Below are 19590 nucleotides of genomic sequence, written 5' to 3'. Positions count from 1 at the left end.
GGCGGACCAACCGCACCGCTTACTGCCGCCGCGCCATAGTCCGGACGCGCTGCAGCTTCAGCCCCAGGTCCGCTAGGCGGTAGGGCTTTTGGATGAACCCGGCCAGCCCCCTGCCGGTGAACCTCTCGGTGATTTCCTGCTCGCTGTAGCCGCTGGAGAGGATCACCTGTACCTGTGGATCCAGTGAGCGCAACAACTGCAGGGCCTGCTCGCCGTCCATGTGGGGCATGGTCAGGTCAAGGATCACGCAGTCCACCTCGTCCCGGCGCTGCTGGAAAATCTCGATGGCGACCGCACCATCCTCGGCGGTCAACACGCTGTAGCCAAGACTCTCCAGCATCTCTTTACCGAGGCTGCGGATCGCCTCCTCGTCATCGACCAGCAGCACCGTACCGGAACCGCACGCCGCGACGACACCCTGTTCCTGTCGCGCCTGCTGCCGGAGCTCCGCCTGATGGGCGGGCAGGTATACCCTGAACAGGGAGCCACGTCCCGGTTCGCTGTGCACTTCGATCGTCCCCCGGTGTCCGCGCACGATCCCCAATACGGCAGCCATGCCCAGCCCCCGTCCGGTGAATTTGGTGGTGAAGAAGGGATCAAAGATCTTGCCCAGGGTATCCTGGTCCATGCCGCAGCCGTCGTCCGCCACCTCGAAGTAGACGTAGAGTCCCTCCTGGAGCCGGTCGGTGAGCCAGAGCCGGGACAGCGCCGCCCCTTCCAGTTCGCTGGCCCCGGTCCGGACCGAGATCACCCCGTTGTGGTCGCCGATCGCCTCAGAGGCATTGATGACCAGGTTCATGATGACCTGGCGGATCTGCGTCGCGTCCACCTGCAGCGGGGGGAGGTCGCCGGCGAGTTCCAGGCGCATCTGGGCCTTCTTTGAGATGGAGACCTCCAGCATGTGGCTCATTTCTTTGATGATGGCGTTGATGTCCAGCACCTCGATGACGAAGCGCCCCTTGCCGGAGTAGGCGAGCATCTGCTGGGCCAGGTCCGCCGCGCGCTGCGAGGACTTCTCTATGTTGTGCAGATTGGTACGCACCGGCGATTCCTGCGGCAGCCTGAGCAGCGCCAGCTCGGCATTGCCCATGATCGCCATCAGGATGTTATTGAAGTCGTGGGCGATCCCCCCCGCCAGTACGCCCAGGCTCTCCAGCTTCTGGACATGCAGGATCTGGGCTTCCATCTCCGTTTTTTCCTGCTCCAGGCGCCGCTCATCGGTGACGTCCCGCCCCACCACCAGCAGGTGCTTCTTGTCCTTCATCAGCAGTCGGGACAGGCTGTAGGACATGGCGACCCGTTTGCCGAAGCTGGTAGTGAGATCCACGTCGCGCACACGGGCCACGCCGTCGTCGAGCACCTGTTCGGCGACCTCCAGCAGGCCGCTTTCCTGCCATGACCGCAGGGTACGGAAATTCTGTTCCTGCATCGCCTCCACCCGCCCCCCGGCGATCTCCGCCGTCGCCTGGTTCAGCAGGATGCATTGCCCCGACTCGCCATTGAAGATACGGATCCCCATCGGGGAGTAGCGCATCAGCGATTCGAACAGCAGCAGATTCTCGCGCCGCTCCTCCTCGCTCTTTCTGTGCTCGGTGATGTCCCTGGTGATCCCCAGCAGGGAAACGATGTCGCCGTGATCGTTGCGGAAGGGGACGGCATGGGTATCCAGCCACACCCGTCTCCCCTTGAGTCCGACCGCTTCGAAGACGAGGTTACCCGTAGCGCCGCGGAAGACATTGTTGGTCAGCTCGATGAAGGCATCCCGGTACTCGGGCGTGACCAGGGGATACATGCATTCCCCCTGCACCTGGGCCAGCGACTCCGCGTCGATCATGGCCAGGCCGGCATGGTTCATCATCTCCAGGCAGCCGTTGCGGTCGAGCAGCTTCACGCACTCCGGCTCGGTCTGGATTATGGTGTTCAAAAAGGCCTCGCTGCGGGCAAGGGCCTCTTCCCTGGCACGCAACTGCTCCGCCATCGCGTCGAAAGTCAGCGCCAGGCTCCCCAGTTCCCCCCCCACCACCAGGGCGGAGACCCTGACCTCGGCATCTCCGCCGGCCAGCCTTTCCGAGGCATCCTCCAGGACCCTGATACGATCTCCAATGCTGCGCTTGCCGATCAAAATGGCGCAGCCGCAGGCCAGGAGCAGTACTGAGGAAAGCAAGACCATGCTGCGGGTCAGCGCGCGGCTGGCTTCCCGCGTGGCCACCTCCGTGGGTATACCGGCGGTGACGTACATGTAGGGGGTGGCCTCCCCCGGCAGCCGCAGCTTGCGGTAGGAGATGATCCTGTTGTCCCCCTGCAACCCCGGCCGGATTTCGGTCCCGGTGTCCGGCCCCTGCTGGATGTTGCGGAAGGGCTTTTCCGGATAGGGTTTGCCGACGTAGCGCGCGTGGTCGATGCCCCGGGCCAGGATGATCCCCTTATGGTCCAGGATCACGAAACTGAACCCGCTGGGGAGGTTCATCTGCTGCAGCAGGTGCTGGTAGTTGCCGATGTTGATGCTGACCCCGATCACCCCGGCGCTGCGCCCATCCTGGTCCTTCAGCGGGTAGCCCAGGTTGAAGATGGGTTTGGTGATGATACGGCTCACGATGTACTCACCCGAGGAGAGCCTGCCGCTGGTGATCGCGCTCTTGAAGAAGCGCCTGTTGCTGAGGTCGAGGCGCTGCTTCATGGGCGCGGCGCTGGCCCACATCATCCCCCGGCGGTCCGCGATGGTGATGTTGGCGTACATGGGATTCAGCTTGAGCAGATCCCTCAGGATCGGTTCCACCTTGGACTTGTCCCGTTCCTTCACCTCGGGAAGCTGTGCCAGCGAGGTCACCAGTTGCTCGGCTGCCACCACCAGGTTACGCTGCTCGGTGGCGATCCTCTCGCTCAGTTGCAGGGTCTCCTGCCGCGCCTCCTCGAGCATGGCGTTGCGGAACTCGATACCGGAATACAAAATGACGCCGGCCGCGGGCAAGGCGACCACGAAGATGATGAGCAGTAGCAGAAAGCGGATCGACAACAATGACGGGCGGAGCATCATACCTCACCGGGTTCAATGAAAACACGACATTGACAAAATGATGACAAACGCTTTATCTACCTTAGCAGAAATCAAAGCTACTCCAAATGTGACAATGCGAAGAACAGGGTGCCATATGTCATTAATGCTCTGCGCCGATACAGTCCACGCTGTCGTACTGCCGTCAGTGCCGACACGCGCTGCCATCGCTTCATGGTGCGAGGTACTGTCGTGAACCTCTACCACGAGTTGTGTCTGCCTCATCTCACCAACTGTGTCTGCGGCATGAAAGCGCTGCAGCGGCAGCGGGCGCTGATCGTACCGCTGGCGCGAGGGCGGGTGCTGGAGGTCGGGATGGGGACGGCCCTGAACCTTCCCTTTTACGATCGGGAGCAGGTGAGCTGCATCTGGGGACTGGAGCCGTCGCCGGGGATGCGCAAGGCGGCAGAGAAAAACGTTCGGCGCAGCGGGCTGGAGGTGCGCTGGCTCGACCTGCCGGCTGCGACCATCCCCCTGGAGGACGCGAGCGTCGACACGGTGCTGTTGACCTTCACCTTGTGCAGCATAAACGACTGGAGAGGCGCGTTGGCGGAGATGCGGCGCGTGCTTGCGCCGGGGGGAAAGCTTCTTTTTTGCGAGCACGGGGCCGCGCCCGATGCCGGTGTGCTCCGCTGGCAGGAGCGGATCACGCCCTGGTGGCAACATCTAGCCGGGGGATGTCACCTCGACCGCCCTATCCCGCGACAGATCGCGTCGGCAGGTTTCAGGGTGACCGCACTCGAAGCGGGATATGCGGCGGGGGTGCCTAAGTTGGCGGGGTACACCTACCGAGGCTGGGCGGAAAAGGAGTGAGGTCACCGGCCTGCCTCGCCCCACATGGCGCGCAGCCGGTCGGCGCTGTACCTCAGGAAAGCCGGGTCGGGGGTGAAGACTTCCAGGGTGATGGTGCCGTCATAGCCGGCACGCTGCAAGGTGGCCAGATGCTTCGCCACGTCGATGGTCCCGGCGCCGAGCGGGAGGTGGAGGTCGGCGTCCCCTCCCTTGTTGTCGTGCAGGTGGACGTGCAGCAGGCGGGAGCCGAAGCGCTCGATGATCTCGTCGGCGCTGCTCGTTTTCAGCATCAGTTCGGTGTGGCCGATGTCCAGGTGCAGCCCCAGTTCCGGCAGCGGGTCGAGCAGTTCCGCCAGCTGTGCCGCCTAGGAGCAGCCGGTCCTCGCCCACCCTGGCCAGCAGCCGGTCCCACTGCATCTCGGCGCCTCGGGCATAGAGCAGGCTGATGATGTCGGGCCAGTCGGTGCGGTCGTTCCTGAGGATGTACAGCTTGGACCAGATCAGTTCCTCAACGGGGAGAAGCCTGAACGAGGTTCCGCGGACCTTCAGCTCCCACCCCAGGGTCACCCAGCTCTCGTCCACGAATGCCTTGCCGTTGAGCATCTTCCAGAGAAAATCGAGGATGTAACCGTCCCGGAAACTGCGGTAGCTCCAGGTGCGGTCATAGGGGACGGCGGTGTACTCGGTGAAGCGGAGTTCCCGGCTGATCGCCATCACCTCCGCGGAGTGCCGCTCCATGATGTAGATGTCCATGTCCTTGGTGTTGCGGACACAGTCCGAATAGGCGGATACCGCGAGCCCGCCGCCGACGGCGAAGGGGATGCCGCGCCTGGCGGTCTCGGCGATGAACTCGGCATAGACCGCCCACTGTGCCGGCGGCACCAGGGCAGTCATGATTTCGGAAGCCTTTTCCGGACCCGCTGGCGCTCGCACCCTTCCACCCTGGCCACATTGGTGTTTTGTAATCGACCAGGGATTTATACCATCCTTAGAGCGTTAATGCACCTCGCGTCGTTGCGTTACGTCGGATAGTTCTTCTACCCGTGTGCCACTCCCTCATTGGGGCCTGTCCAGGCAGCTCCGCAAGACCTCCCGCAGGGCCGACAGCTTGTACGGTTTCTGAATGAACCCGGCGACGCCCTTACCCGTGAACTTCCGGGTTACTTCGTACTCGCTGAAGCCGCTCGACATGATCACCCGTGCCTGCGGATCGATGCGGCGCAGCTCCCGGAAACACTGCTCCCCGTCCATCTGCGGCATGGTGAGGTCAAGAACGACCACCGCGAGATCCTGCCTGGCAGCGTAAATCTGCACCGCCTCGCAACCGTCCGCCGCAGTCAGCACCTCGAATCCCAGTTCGCGCAGCATGTCGGCGCCGATGCCGCGCACCGTCTCCTCGTCGTCGACCAGCAATGCCGTACCGCTGCCGCGCCAGGCCTCCCCCTGCTCCCCACGGGGCTCTTGGTCGTCGGCCCGCTCGAGCTGCCGGTCGCTGGCCGGCAGCAGCACCTTGAAGTTGCTCCCCCGCCCCGGCTCGCTGTAGACCTTGATGGCACCCTGGTGGCCGCGGACGATCCCCAGTACCGCCGCCATGCCCAGGCCGCGGCCGGTGAACTTGGTCGTGAAGAACGGGTCGAAGATGCGCGCGACGGTCTCGCCGTCCATGCCGCAGCCCGTGTCGGAGACCTCCAGGAAGACGTAGAGCCCCTCCGGCGCAGGATCGGTGAGCCAGGTGTCGAGCAGGTACTCCCTGGTGCACTCCATGGTCCCGGTACGGATCGAGATCTCCCCGGTGGCATCCCCGATCGCCTCGGAGGCGTTGATGACCAGGTTCATGACGATCTGGCGTATCTGGGTGGCATCCACCTCCACCGGCGGCAACGGCCGACAAAGGTGGTAACGCAGGACGGCCTTCTTGGATATCGAGACATCCAGCATGTGCCCCATCTCTTCCACCAGGCGGTTCAGGTCGGTAGGCTCGATGACGAAGGTTCCCTTGCCGGAGTAGGCCAGCATCTGCCGGGCCAGGTCCGCCGCCCTGAGCGCCGCCTGCTCGATCCTTTTCACGTTTTCCACGGCGGCCGCCTCGCAGGGTATGCGCATCAGGGCGAGGTCGGCGTTGCCGATGATGGTGGTGAGGATGTTGTTGAAATCGTGGGCGATGCCGCCGGCGAGTACTCCCAGGCTTTCCAGTTTCTGGGCATGCAAGAGCTGCTGCTCCATCTTTTGCCGTTCCGCCTCCGCCTGTTTGACGCCGGTGATGTCCTCCACCACCTCGATGAAGCCGGAAGGAATTCCGGCAAGGCCGGTCAGCGGCACCGCGTGGATGCGCACCGAGACCACGCTTCCGTCGGCCCGAATCCCTTCCGTCTCGGCGACGGCGACCGCACCGGTTTCCATGGCAATGACGCCGGGACAGTGCGGGCACCTCTCCTCCCGCCCCTCAAATTCCTGGTAGCAGCTGCGCCCCAAGTACCATTCCGGCGGACGCCCCAGCAACCCGGCTTGGGAGCGGTTGATCATCCTGATCCGGTTTTCGTTGTCGATGAGCGAAATTCCCAGCGGGACGTTTTCCACGAGGGTCTTGTACAGGTTCTCGCTCTCGAGCTGCCGCGACTCCGCCCTGCGACGCCCGATGATGGCCTTGGCCAGCAGCACCGAGATGGTCGCAAACAGCAGCAGCAAGCCCAGTATCATCCAAAACGCCTGCTTGTTGATGGAGTATGCGTTGTGGGGCCTGTTGATCACCGTGCTCTTTGGCGGGAGCTTTTTTGGGCTGATGGAGAATCGCTCCAACTGCTGGTAGTCGAAGATCAGCTTGTTGGCCTGGTAGGTCTGCACCGGTATGGAGCCCGGCGCTTCCCCCTGGAGCACGCGCAACGCCAGTTGGGCGCCCAGTTCCCCCTGGGCCCTGCTGCTCACCAGCTCCCCGCCGACGATCCCCTTGCCGATGAAGAAGGACCAGAAGGAATAGATGGGCCCGGCGCTGGCTTCGCGGATCCGCTTGATGCTGTCGTCAGGGAGGAGGGCGAAGCCGCTTTTGTCTTTGACGAAGCTGTAGATGAACAGCGGCCGGTCGGCAGGGAGCCCCCGCAACTTGACCGTCAACTCCTCGATGGGGATGTCGTCCCAGAAGGTGAAGCGAACCCGCGACGCGTACCCCGGCTCGAGACGTTTCAGTTCCTTGCGCACGCTTTTGCCGGTCTCGTTTTGGGGACTGCCGATAAAGACCAGCTCCCGCGCAGCCGGATGCAGCGACAGCGCGATGTCGACGGTCTGTTGGAAGGAGGGGTGCTCGGTGACGCCGGTGACATCGGAGTCGCCGGCTATCAGATCGGGGGTGAAGTCGTTGATGCCGCAGAAAACGACGGGGAGGCCGGCGAAAAAGTCGCGCCGGTGCCGCTCCACGAAATTGAGGGCGTCGTTGTCGACGGCGAGGACCAGGTCGAAGCGCTTCCTGGCGAGCTTGTGGCCGAAGACTGCATCGAGAACCTCGGTGAGGTAAACGGGGTCTGAGTACTGCTTGGCATCGAGGTATTCGAACTGCAGCTGGACCAGGTCCGAGTGCTGCTTGAACACGGCCAGCATCCCCTCCGTTTCCTCGGCCGTCACTCGGAACTGTGGATCGTATGAATGCAGGACGAGGACTTTCTTGGCAACGGAGGCATGGACGGGTACTGACAAACACAGAAGGAAGAACAGGCAAAGGCAGAAGCTGAGGCAGTGTACGATTCTTTTAGCCATCAGGGACTCCGTTGCCAGAAAAAATAGATTCGAGAAAATCGACTCTCTTCCGAGTATCTATCAGATCCCGTTCGGAAACGGCCGCAGTATATATGTTACCAGACATGAGAGAATGAACAGGATGTGGAATTTCGTAACGTTTTGTACCGGACCACCTACTGCTGCCGTCCAGTTACAAAATAAAACTGGCAAATCTGTCACCGAGTGACACTGGCATAATTACGGTATACTGTGCCTTCGAGAGGGGTTTTGCTGTTCAGTTGAAATCACCCATCAAACATACCCTTGTCATAGACCTTTCCAAACACGAGGAAGTGATGAAAGATACCCGTACCAGCGGTCAAGCACCAACACGACTGGCTGCTCGACTGCTGGCCACTGCCATACTGCTCAACCTGTTCGTTTATGCCATCGTCGGGCTATCCCTTTACAAGATCCGTCAGCAGTATGCCCAAGGTGTCGCCTTCTCCACCTACAACCTCGCCCAGACGCTGGAGGCAAACGTATCCAGCATCATCGACAGGATCGACACGGTGCTTTTCGCGGTTGCCGAAGAGGCCGGCGCGGAGCTCTCGGAAGGTCGCCTGCAGCCGACGCTCATGCGTTCCTTCCTCGGGCGCCTGAAAAAACAGACACCTGAACTGTACGGCATCCATGTTGCGGACGCTCGGGGCGAGCTCATCTGCGGCACCGACTTCGCCCCCGGCCGCATCATCAGCGCCTCCGACCGTGAATACTTCCGCGCCCTCCGGGACGACCCGCGCAAGGAGATGGTGATCTCGAAGCCGCTGGTCAGCCACGCCACCGGGAAGTGGGTGCTGGTGATCGCCAGGAAAGTCTCCGCGGCCGACGGCACCTTCCTTGGGATCGTCACCGGCACCATCACCCTGGAACACTTCAAGGAGACCTTTGCCTCTCTCGACCTGGGCCCGCACGGGGCGATGTCGCTGCGCGACTCCGACCTGGCGCAGATAGTCCGGGTCCCGGACCGCCAAGGCGTGGGTAGCGCCGTGGGGGAGAGGAACCTTTCCCGGGAAGTCCTCGCGTCCGTGCGGGCCACCCCCGATCACGGCAGTTACACCGCCGAGGTGAAAACCGACAGGATCAGACGGACCATCAGCTACCGCAAGCTCGCCAAGCATCCCCTGTACATCTTCGTCGGGCAGGCCACCCAGGACTACCTCGCCCCCTGGTACCACGAGGCGGGGCTTGCGGCAGCCCTGCTGGCTTTCTTCACCCTGCTATCCCTGTTCTCGGTGCGCCAGATCCGCCGGCGCTGGCGCCAGGAAACCGAGGCGATGGAAGCAGTCCGGCAAAGGGAAGAGGACCTCCAGGAACAGGCCGCGCTTTTGGAAGAGGAGATCGAGGACCGCATCCGGGCGGAAAAGGGGTTGGCCGAGAGCGAGGGGCACCTGCGTTCCCTCTTCGACGGCTCTCCCGTCGGCATGTTCCGCACCACCCTCGACGGCCGCTTTCTGCAGATGAACGGGGCGCAGGCCGCAATGTTCGGGTACAGCAGCCCGCAGGGCATGATGGACGAAGTCAATCCGTCAGGGGCGGCCGGACTGTGGGCCTCGCCCGAAGCCCGCGCCGAGTTGGTCGCCGCAGCGAGGAGCGCGCAGGGGAGTTACGTGCAGCGCCAGGTAACCCTGTACCGCAAAGACGGCTCCCTGCTGGACGCCATATTCTACATCATGGCCACCACCGATCCCCATTCCCAGGAACCGTGCCTGGTCGGCTTCATCCAGGACCTTACCGAGCGCAAGAAACTGGAGGAACAGCTGTACCAGTCCCAGAAGATGGAATCGATCGGTCGGCTCGCCGGAGGCGTCGCCCACGATTTCAACAACATGCTTTCCGTCATCCTCGGAGCCGCCCAGCTCGCCATGCCCAAAGTGCCGCAAGGGAGCGAGCTGTGGGAGCTGCTCGACGCCATCACCATGGCCGCCGAGCGCTCCAGCGGCATCACCAGGCAATTGCTGGCATTCTCGCGCAAGGACGCCATCCTCCCGAAGGCCATCGACTTAAATGCCCACGTGGCGCAGGCTCGGACCAACCTGGGCCGGCTGATCGGCGAAGACGTGCAGCTCAGGTTCCTCCCCGGGGCGGATCTGTGGACCATCAGGATGGATCCGTCGCAAGTCGACCAGATCCTGATGAACCTGTCGGTCAATGCCCGCGACGCCATGCGCGGCGGCGGCTCACTGACACTGGCCACCAAGAACATCCACATCGACAGCGACTACTGCCACTCTCATCCCGGCGCGCGCCCCGGCGACTACGTCCTGTTGACCGTCGCCGACACCGGGTGCGGCATGGACAGCGAGACGCAAAAGCGCATCTTCGAGCCGTTTTTCACCACCAAACCTTTGGGCGAAGGTACCGGACTCGGCCTCTCCACCGTCTACGGCATCGTCACCCAGAACGAAGGGTTTATCCAGTGCTGCAGCGAGCCCGGACAGGGGACCACCTTCTACATCCACCTGCCGCGCCTGGCAGAACCGACGCCGGAAAGCGAGGAGGCAGGGGACCTGCCATCGACCGGCACCGGAACCATTCTCCTGGTGGAAGACGAAGAGATGCTGATGAGGATAGCGTCGAAGCTGCTGCAGCAGCTGGGCTACACCGTCATCCAGGCGCAATCGCCCCAAGCCGCCATCTCGATCTGCGAGCAGCCGGGTCAGGCCATCGACCTGATCCTGACCGACGTCATCATGCCCGAGATGAACGGGAAGGAGATGGTCGACAGAATCAAGGGGGTGAGGCCTGACCTCAAGGTGATCTTCATGTCAGGATACACCGCGGACATCGTGGCTCACCGCGGCATCGTCGAAGCGGGAATGAACTACGTCCAGAAACCGTTGGAATTGCACCGCCTCCGGGAGGAGATCGGCAGGGTGCTAAGGGATGCCGCACCCGCACCGGCCGAGGCTGTTGTGCAGGATGTCTCTCTTTCCGAAAACATCACCGACGATGTCGAGGTGATCGACCTGTTCCGGGCCAGGGCTACGGAATATCTGGACCAGATCGAGGCCGGGCTGCGTGGCGGCGATTGCGCCAAGATATGCTTCTTCGCTCACAAGCTGAGAGGAGCTGCCGCCGCAGTGGGCGGCCAGTCGCTGGCAACACTTGCCGGCACACTGGAGGATGCGTCGGGATCGGGTGCCGTCGACCCCGGCGCCATGGCAGAAGCAGTGTCAGGGATCAAACGGGAACTAGAACGGCTGCTGGCGGCTCTCGACGCGGCTCGTTAAACGGGGAACCACCATGGGTATAAAAAATCCACTCATTCTGCTGGTAGACGACGAAGAAGTCTTTCTGCTGGCCTTCAAAAACCAGGTACTGCGCCTGGGCTACCAGGTCATCACCGCTTCCGATGCCGAGTCGGCCCTCTCTTTGGTGGACAGCCACCCGGTCGACCTGGTGATCACCGACTTGAACATGCCCGGGATGGACGGCATCGAGCTCATGAGGAAAGCGAAGCTGCAGTCGCCGAACCTGACCTTCATCGTGCTCACGGCACGCGGCAGCGTGGAAAGCGCGGTGGACGCCGTTCGCAGCGGCGCCTTCGACTTCCTGGAAAAGCCTCTCACGCCCCAGACGCTCGACATCATCCTGAAACGGGCCCTCGAATTCGGTCGCATCTCCGGCGAGAACGAGCACCTGCGCGAGCATTTCTCCGATCAGTACAGTTTTCAGAACATCGTGACCAACTCTCCGCTGATGCGGCAGGCACTGGAGGTCGCCGCCCACATCACCACCTCTCCGCAGACGACGGTGAGTCTGCTCGGCGAAAGCGGGGTCGGCAAGGAGGTGTTCGCGCGCGCCATCCACGTCGGTTCCGGCGGGCTCCCCGGCAACTTCGTCGGGGTCAATTGCGCCGCCATCCCGGAGTCCCTGCTGGAGAGCGAGCTGTTCGGCCACACCAAAGGGGCCTTCACCGGGGCGGACAAGGAGCGTGACGGGAAATTCAGCCTGGCAAGCGGCGGCACCATCCTCCTGGACGAGATCGGGGACATGCCTTTGCAACTGCAGGCGAAGCTTTTGCGCGTGCTCGAGGAACGCGTCTACGAGAAGACCGGATCCAACCGGCAGATTCCCGTCGACTTCAGGGTGATCGTGGCGACGCACCGCGACCTGGCCGAACAGGTGAAGCTGGGGAGGTTCCGCGAGGATCTCTTCTACCGCATCAACGTCGTGCCGATTACCATCCCACCGCTGAGAAAGCGCAAGGAAGACATCCCGCTGCTGGTCGACCACTTCCTGAAGCTGCTGAGGAAGCACCTGGGCAAGGCGCTGCCGGGGGTGGCCCAGCAGGCCATGGAACTGATCACCGCCTACGACTGGCCCGGCAACGTGCGCGAGCTGCGCAACGTACTCGAATACGCGGCCATCATGGTGGGCGACGAGCTGATCAAGCCCGGGCATATCCGGCTCTCCCCTTCCCCTTCCCCTTCCCCCCTCGCCACCGACAGCGATACCGACGCCGTTGACTACCAGGTGCGCATCCCCTTGGGTGACCTGAGCCTCAGTGCCATCGTGGACGACTTCACCGGAAAGGTCCTGGAGATAACCCTGCAACGCTGCCACGGCAACAAGCGCAAGGCCGCCGACCTGCTCAAGGTGAACCGGAAGATCTTTTACCGCTAAGCTTGTGTCCCCTCTCCGCCGCACGTGTCCCTCCCGAGGGACACACCCCCCTTCCCTTCCGCCGCTAACCCTCCGTTTTCTCGACAAACCTGTTCTTGGCACGCCCCCTGCGATGTATACGGCCAGGAAGCGCGCCCAGCGCAGCACGTGTCCCCATGAAGGGACACCGGCACCCGCCCGAACAGGCGGATACGATAGGAGGGAATGACCATGGCCTCAGTTCTTTTCATAGATGACGATGTGACGACAATCGAACGGCTCCAGGATCCTCTGGCCGATGCCGGCTACATCCTTTTCGCGGCGCACACCGGGCTGGCCGGTCTGAAGATGATCAACATCATCTCGTTCGACCTGGTGGTCACCGAACTCCTCATGCCGGGGACCAACGGCCTCGACGTGATCTTGAACCTGAAAATGAAAAAGGAGTGCCCGCGGATCCTTGCCCTGCTGAGGAGATCCCCCTGGGGGAACAAGGATCCCCTGCTGGCCGCTGCCAGAACGCTCGGTGCCGACGGTGTTTTGGCCAAACCCTTCACCGTCGTGGAGTTCATGTCATGCCTGCAGCAGTTGGGGTTGCCAAGGCGCCCGTCGACGAAACACAACGCGGAGTAACCGGTCGTTCAAGATCGAAAGGAGACAAAGATGAAAGTCGGAACGAAGCTGTTAGTGGGTTTTTTTGCGGTCGCGTGCATAGCTGCCATCATCGGGATCATAGGCTACTTGGACATCCACAAGGTGGACAAGGCCGACACCTTCTTGTACGAGAAGTGCACCGTGCCGCTGGGGCAGCTGGCCAGGATCACCGAAGGGTTCGAGCGGTCCGTCGCGAACCTGAACTACCTGGCCCTGGAAAGGAAGGCCGATCCCAACTATCTCGATCTGGTCGAGCGTGACCTGAAACAGATAGATGCCGCTCTCAAGGAATACCGCAGCACCCTGATCGACGCCGAGGACGAGAAGAATTACAACCGGATGCTGGAGGGACTCGCCGGCTACGCCAAGTACGCGGAGCACATGAGGTCGCTGGCACAGGGAGCCAAGTTCGAGGAGATGCTCGCGCTGCGGGCCTCGGAAAAACAAAAGCGCGTCGAGATCCGTCAACTGCTGAGACAGGTGCTCGACCTCAACCTCAAGACAGCCAGGGAGACCTCCCTGCGCAACTCCACCGACGCCGATCGTTCCGGCTACATCATGCTGGCATTCACCGCGCTCGGCTTTCTCGTGTCCCTCGCTCTGGGCGTGTTCATCTCCAGGGGGATAACCAGGCCGCTGGCTGACGCGGTAAGCGTTGCCAACGCCATCGCGGCGGGCGACCTGAGTGTCAGCCCGGAAGCGAAGACCAAGGACGAAACCGGGCAACTGATGTCCGCCCTGCAGCACATGGTCATCAATTTGCGCCAGATGATATCCCGGACCGTCGACATCTCCACCGGCATCGCCTCGGCCTCCAACCAGCTCCATGCCACCTCCGAGCAGATTGCGACCGGTGCCGAAGAGGTCGCCTGCCAGACCAACACCGTTGCCACAGCCAGCGAGGAGATGGCCTCCACCAGCAGCGATATCGCCCGCAACTGCACCATGGCAGCGGAAGCGTCCCAGCTCTCCGCCAGCGCTGCCGGCACCGGGGCCCAGGTCGTCCAGGAGACCATCGTCGGGATGGGGGTCATCGCCAACAGGGTCCGGGAGACCTCCCTGACCATCGAGGCGCTCGGTTCGAGTTCCGAACGGATCGGCAACATCGTCGGCACCATCGAGGACATCGCGGACCAAACCAACCTGCTGGCCTTGAACGCCGCCATCGAAGCGGCCCGGGCCGGTGACCAGGGACGGGGCTTCGCTGTCGTCGCCGACGAGGTCAGGGCGCTCGCGGAGCGGACCACCAGGGCGACAAGGGAGATCGGCGAGATGATCAAGGCCATCCAGAACGACACCAAGGCTGCCGTGAAGGCCATGGAGGAGGGGGTGGTCGAGGTGGAAAAGGGAGCGGTTTCATCGCAGAAATCGGGGCAGGCGCTGGAGGAGATCCTGAACCGGATCAACGAGGTATCCATGCAGGTGAGCCAGATCGCGACGGCAGCCGAAGAGCAGACCGCGACTACCGGAGAGGTGACCAGCAACATCCAGCAGATCACCGAGGTGGTGCAGCAAAGCGCCAAGGGGGCGGAAGAGACCGCGACCGCGGCGGCGCAGTTAGCCGTGCAGGCCCAGGAGCTGCAGGACCTGGTGAGCCGCTTCAAGGTGGCATAACCAAAGAGGCGGAAGGGGCGACAACAAGCAGAAGGGACTGGCTCCGTTAGGTGCCCGTCCCTTTGGCGGAACGCCCCTTTCAGCTCAACCGCCCTCCCCATGCACTAAGGGGATAGGCAACAGGCGGAGCCAGTCCCCTCCTTCCTTTGCCAAAGGGGCAAGCTGGAGCGAGCTGGGAAGAGCCCGCCGCTCGTTACCCGTTTCCGCTCCTTGCGGCCGCAGCCTCAGGTACTCCTTCCTCGCGTCTTTTACCTGCCGCATCACGCCCGCCGAGCGCAGGGTAAAGACGGTGTCCATGGGCACGCCGCCGCTTGCCAGCATCTTGGCCGTCCAGGTGTTGCAGGTATGGGTGATGAGGTAGTCCCCCTCCGCCTTGAAAAAACGGTACTCACCCTGCTGCCCCCTCTTCAACGGGTAGGGGCGCTGCGCCGGGGCGAGCTTGAAACTGGCACGCAAGCTGTCCTTCAGGTGCTTCAAGCCCGTTTGCGACAGCTTGAGTTCGACCAGGTCGGCGCCGCTGAACTGCTCCGCCGGGGGAACCGGCATCGAGAATACGTGCATGACGCTGGGATTTCTCCAGAACACCGCCTTTAGGAAAATGGCGGGGGTGACCTTGTCGGCCTGATAGAACTCCGCCTCTCCCCAGCCGAATTCGTAGTACCGCCCCGGGCGCAGGAACTCCTTGACGAAGCCCAACTCCTCGCCGAGCTCTTCCACCGGCAGCGCGATCCCCGCGTGCCAGCCGTGGGCTATCACGTAGATGGACCGCTCCTCCGCTTTCGTAGCCGGCAGGTATTGCCACTTTTTCCCGGCGGCACAACCAGCCAGGAGCAGCGACAGGGACAAAAGCAGCATCAACCCTTCTTTCGGCACCCATCGCCCCCCTGGCTTTACCATGTGAACCTCCCTGACGCAGAAAAGTTCATCTTATCAGGGCGATTTGTGCCGTCAACGCAGGAAACCGCCGCTCACTTCCGAAGGCCTCGCACTCACCTCACGCCCGCATCGGCCACGATCGTCCCCTTTTTACGCAGGGAGGCCGTGGCACCCAGGTACAACAGCAACAACGATCCTGCCAGCAGGGCAATCCCAAGAAAGCCCACGGGAGTGCAACGTTCGCCGAAGAGGAACCAGGCCAGCAGGGTCGCGACCATAGGCTCCACCAGGGTGCTGATGCTGGCCGCCGTTGCCGAAGTTGAACGCATGCCGTTGAAGAAGAGGACATAGGCGAGGGCGGTCGGTATCGTCCCCAGGTACACGAGCAGCATCCAGGCTTGAGGTGTATAGGTCGTGACAATACCTCGTGAATGGGCAAAGGCGAACAGCATGGCAGCCCCCAGGCTGAAGCTTATGGCAAGAGACTGGAAAGGATCGCGGCGCGCTGCCATCTTCTGAGAGAAAATGGTCATCATGCCGTAGCAAAAGGCAGACACCAAGGCAAGGCCGATGCCACCGGCGTCCGCTCCGTAGCTGTTAGACTGCTCCTGGAACAGGACCAGCAGGCTCGTGCCCGAGAGGGAACCCGCGAGGGCCGCCAGCATGGTTCTGGAGGTCCTTTTTCTGGCGAAGGCGGCGGAGACGACAGCCACCATGACCGGTGCCGTACAAAGGGTAACGACGGTCGCCACCGCGACTCCGGTACGCGCAATGGCGCCGAAGAAGCAGACCTGGTACAGCGCTGTCAGCAGCCCGATAAGCGCCATAAGTGCGAGGTCCCCGCATGAGACCCGGAACATCTGCGTACCGAGCCGGACCCAGCACATGAAGAACAAGACGGGAAGGGATGTCGTCAGCCGGAAAAACCCGATGGACAGCGGGTTGGTCGCGGCAAGTTTGTAGATGATGTTGGTGGAAATGCCGACGGTCCCCCAAAGGACGGCGGCGAGCATGATCAATAAAAGCCCGTTGCACGACTCGGCGCGGGCAGAGTGTATGGATTGCATGTGAAATCTCCTTGAAGCTCAGAGGGGAAAGAAGCACTCAGAGGTCAAGGCAGAAAGGCGCAACTCTAGTGGGAACGCTGGACGCGAACAGGATGGGGAAGCTGCCAGACTGCCTTGCTAGGCGAGAATGGCGGCGAGAGGGGGAAGTATGCTGGAGAAGGGATAGTACATGCGGAGGTGTATATCAGCAGCCGGTGCAGGTTGTCAAACACTTTACTTGCCTCGAGACATTACCGAACCGTTGCGACGAGCAGCTAACGAGTATCCAGATTGACCCACCTTACATGGTGGGAAGGAGCTAAAGCGATCGCTTCTCAAGTGACCAACTCGGGGCAGCTTTCATGGGTTCATGATCGGGTTTCCGATGTTGCGGTCGCGTTTACCGATTTACGAGGACGTTTTACGAGTTTGTCATGGCGTTTTCGGATTTTGTCATCCTGTTTTCGAATTTCAGGGTGACGTTTTCCGATTTTGTCATTGTGTTTTCCGATTTTAGGACGCGTTTTACGATTTTGTGCCTGCACTTTGGGAGTTTGCGACCGTACTTTACGATTTTGTGATCGTACTTTACGATTTTATGAACGCACTTTGCGAAAGTACGGTCGTACTTTGCCAAACGAAGTCTTGCCGCGGAGGCGGGATGTGTTGAAGTGTGGAAAATGAAGCGGCTGCCGGGAACTTCCGGCAGCCATGTTGTGGCGCTCCAAGGGCTAACCTCTCTGCCGCAGACCGGCAGTCTGCCGCTTTTGAAACAGGGCAAAAACAGCGATTGCCAGCACAATTGCGATAACGCCTAACCCGATAATGATCAGTGTGTTCCCGTCCATACCGGCCTCCAAATATTGGAGAGTTTTAATCAACCACGGATTTATACCATCCTTTCACCGTTGTTCATCAATGTCACCCTTCACATTCACCCGCGCTTGACTTGCGAAGAACTTGCGAGTATTCTCGCATCCCTGATCGAGTGACCATCTTCCCTCACCCCTGCCCCTCTCCCAGAGGGAGAGGGGGGAATGGGCGTGATGGAATGGAGGTTGGGAATGACACCTAAACAAAAGAGGGTGCTTGATTTCATCCTGGATTTCGTGGACCGCAACGGGTTCCAGCCTTCGCAGTTGGAGATCGCGCAGGGATGCGGGTTCGATTCGCTGGGGACGGTGCAGCATTACTTGCGCGCGCTGGAACGGCATGGGCACTTGGCGCGACAGGGGAATGCCAAGAGGGGGCTGCAACTTTCAAATCCCCCCCATCCCCCCTTCGCAAAGGGGGGGACGCTTGCGGCCTCTTCTCTGAAGGAAACGCTTGCGGCGCCGAGGCTCGCGAAGGGAGGGGCTGCGGTGGCTGGGGGAGTGGGCCAGGGGGGGAGTCTAACTTTCCTGGAACTGCCACTGGTGGGCATCGTGGCGGCGGGACGGCCGGTGGAGGCGTTCCAACTGGCGGACGCCATCGAGGTCCCTTCCGCCATGGCGGGGCCGGGCAACGTGGTCTACGAGGTGCGCGGGGATTCGATGGTGGAGATGGGGATCATGGACGGCGACTACGTGGCGGTACACCCGCAGGCGGTCGCGGAGAACGGCCAGACAGTGATCGCGGAGGTGAACGGATCGATCACCATCAAGAAGTACCTGCGCAAGGGGAATACGATCCAACTGCTGCCGGCCAACTCGGCGATGAGCCCCATCACGGTGACGGAAGAGGACGAGTTTCATATCAGGGGAGTGCTGGTGGGCTCCATGAGGTTTTATCGCAAGTGGACCGGGAAATCCTCCACATAACTATCCCCGCTTTTCCTATCGCGCTGGCACGGGTGATCCATTCGCAGCTGCGCGGGCGCCCGGTGGCGGTGGCTCCGCTCAACTCGGAGCGTGCGCTGCTGCAGTCGGTTTCGTCGGAGGCTGCCGCCGAGGGTGTGCACGTGGGGACGCCGATCTATCATGCCCGCAGGTCCTGCCCGTCGCTTATCGTGATCGCGCCTGATCCGCACCTGATGGCCAAAGGAAGCCACGCGCTCATGGAACTCTCGGCGGAGTTCACTCCGATGGTGGAACCGGGAGCGGGTCGGGTTTTCCTGGACGTCACCGCGTCGAGACGACTGTTCGGCCCCGCACGCGACGTGGCGGCGCGGCTGGAAAAGTCGATAGCCGGAGAACTGGGGCTGGAGGCTATGGCCGGCGCGGGCGGCAACAAGCTGGTGTCGCGGGTCGCGGCGGACACTATGCGGGAACCGGGTGTCTATGACGTCTTCCACGGCGCCGAACGCCCTTTCCTCGCACCTTTCCCCGTCTCGGTACTCCCGGGAGTGGGAGAGTCTCGGCAGACGCTTCTTTTCCGCGATCTCAATCTGAAACTGGTTCAGGAGGTCGCGTCGCTCTCGGTGCCGCAACTGCGGCTGGCAGTTGGTCCATTTGCGCCGCTGCTGCACGACCGGGCCTGCGGCATCGACCGCTCGCCGGTACAGCCGCCGCGCATGTCGACCGAGATCGTCGAGGAAGGGCTTTTGGAGCAGGAGGAGAACGATGACGCCATCCTGCTTTCAGAACTGCTGCGGCTGGTGGAGGGATGCGGGCTGAGACTGCGGCGGCTGCGCAAGGGGGCGCGCAAGATTACGCTCTCGGTGATGTACGCGGACGGCGTAACACAGCAGGGGAAGAAGGTGTTGCCGGTTCCGACGTCGCTGGACCTGCCGCTGCTGGCGGCCGTGGAGGAACTCTTCTTCGCCACCTGCAAGAGGCGTCAGCGGGTCAAGGGGCTGCGGCTTAGCTGCGATCAGGTGGCGGAGGATGCGGGGCAGATGGATCTCTTTGCCGCCGCACCGGCCGAGGTGTCGCGCAAGGAGACCGATCTGCAGGAGACGCTGGACCTCTTGAGGGAAAAACACGGCAAAAACGCGGTGCGCTGGGGGAAGGGACTGGCGGCGCGCCGGGAAGTCACCCTTGCCAGCGAAGCGCCTGCGGCGTGGGACCCGGAGCAGAACAAGTACATGACGGTGACAAAAAATTAAGTAAAAAGCGGAACACAGAGGACACAGGGGTTCACAGAGGACACAGAGAAAGGCCGTAACCTAGTGGTGCTTGGGAGAACGCGGAGACAATCTTTTTTTGGGGGACGGCTAAAACAAAATCTTTGAACGAATCTTGGGGTTGGGTCTCCCCTCGGCCA

Annotated in this window: 12 protein-coding genes; 7 read left to right on the top strand and 5 right to left on the bottom strand. The window is 62.0% G+C overall.

The annotated features are described in order from the left end of the window. Nucleotides 1-19 precede the first annotated feature (19 nt). Nucleotides 20-3031 carry a response regulator gene (locus JFN91_RS03255; RefSeq protein ID WP_199387759.1) on the bottom strand — a complete coding sequence of 1004 codons (3012 nt, stop codon included), beginning with the start codon at nt 3029-3031 and terminating at the stop codon, nt 20-22. Nucleotides 3032-3244: 213 nt separating this feature from the next. Between JFN91_RS03255 and JFN91_RS03250 the strand changes: the two genes are divergently transcribed. Further along, nucleotides 3245-3865, top strand: coding sequence for a class I SAM-dependent methyltransferase (locus JFN91_RS03250; protein WP_199387758.1), 621 nt, complete (start codon nt 3245-3247; stop codon nt 3863-3865). Nucleotides 3866-3867: 2 nt separating this feature from the next. Here the strand turns inward: JFN91_RS03250 and JFN91_RS03245 are convergent, their stop codons facing one another. Together JFN91_RS03245 and JFN91_RS22370 are read right to left on the bottom strand one after the other, a co-directional pair. Continuing rightward, nucleotides 3868-4152 (bottom strand): sugar phosphate isomerase/epimerase family protein, encoded by a 285-nt coding sequence (locus tag JFN91_RS03245; RefSeq protein ID WP_328745586.1) that lies wholly within the window; start codon nt 4150-4152, stop codon nt 3868-3870. 748 nt (nt 4153-4900) lie between these two features. Further along, nucleotides 4901-7432, bottom strand: coding sequence for a hybrid sensor histidine kinase/response regulator (locus JFN91_RS22370; protein ID WP_328745559.1), 2532 nt, complete (start codon nt 7430-7432; stop codon nt 4901-4903). Between the two features lie 473 nt (nt 7433-7905). On the opposite strand from JFN91_RS22370, the gene JFN91_RS03230 reads away from it, so the two are divergent. From JFN91_RS03230 to JFN91_RS03215, 4 genes are all read left to right on the top strand, one after another. Beyond that, nucleotides 7906-10842: an ATP-binding protein gene (locus tag JFN91_RS03230; protein ID WP_199387756.1), complete on the top strand. Its 2937-nt coding sequence runs from the start codon at nt 7906-7908 to the stop codon at nt 10840-10842. 13 nt (nt 10843-10855) lie between these two features. Beyond that, the gene (locus JFN91_RS03225) at nt 10856-12238 is read left to right on the top strand and encodes a sigma-54-dependent transcriptional regulator (protein ID WP_199387755.1); all 1383 of its coding nucleotides are present in this window, start codon (nt 10856-10858) and stop codon (nt 12236-12238) included. Between the two features lie 210 nt (nt 12239-12448). Then, nucleotides 12449-12850: a response regulator gene (locus JFN91_RS03220; RefSeq protein WP_199387754.1), complete on the top strand. Its 402-nt coding sequence runs from the start codon at nt 12449-12451 to the stop codon at nt 12848-12850. Nucleotides 12851-12880: 30 nt separating this feature from the next. Continuing rightward, nucleotides 12881-14485 (top strand): methyl-accepting chemotaxis protein, encoded by a 1605-nt coding sequence (locus JFN91_RS03215; RefSeq protein ID WP_199387753.1) that lies wholly within the window; start codon nt 12881-12883, stop codon nt 14483-14485. Nucleotides 14486-14569: 84 nt separating this feature from the next. Here JFN91_RS03215 and JFN91_RS03210 read toward each other — a convergent pair whose 3' ends face one another. Beyond that, the gene (locus JFN91_RS03210; protein WP_236014884.1) at nt 14570-15340 is read right to left on the bottom strand and encodes a DUF2459 domain-containing protein; all 771 of its coding nucleotides are present in this window, start codon (nt 15338-15340) and stop codon (nt 14570-14572) included. A 134-nt stretch (nt 15341-15474) separates the two neighbouring features. Next, nucleotides 15475-16428 carry a DMT family transporter gene (locus JFN91_RS03205; RefSeq protein ID WP_199387751.1) on the bottom strand — a complete coding sequence of 318 codons (954 nt, stop codon included), beginning with the start codon at nt 16426-16428 and terminating at the stop codon, nt 15475-15477. A gap of 1043 nt (nt 16429-17471) precedes the next feature. On the opposite strand from JFN91_RS03205, the gene lexA reads away from it, so the two are divergent. Together lexA and JFN91_RS22365 are read left to right on the top strand one after the other, a co-directional pair. After that, a complete protein-coding gene (gene lexA / locus JFN91_RS03200) occupies nt 17472-18206 on the top strand; it encodes a transcriptional repressor LexA (protein ID WP_199387750.1) in 735 nt (244 codons plus the stop codon). Then, entirely contained in the window at nt 18182-19432 is a 1251-nt protein-coding gene (locus JFN91_RS22365) for a DNA polymerase Y family protein (RefSeq protein WP_199387749.1), read from the top strand. The genes lexA and JFN91_RS22365 overlap by 25 nt, the downstream gene beginning before the upstream one ends. Nucleotides 19433-19590: the final 158 nt, after the last annotated feature.

Origin of the sequence: Geomonas anaerohicana, from assembly GCF_016458305.1 — a bacterium.
Lineage (GTDB): Bacteria > Desulfobacterota > Desulfuromonadia > Geobacterales > Geobacteraceae > Geomonas > Geomonas anaerohicana.
Note: the sequence above shows the minus strand (reverse complement) of the source record. Positions and strands in the feature narration are given on the sequence as shown.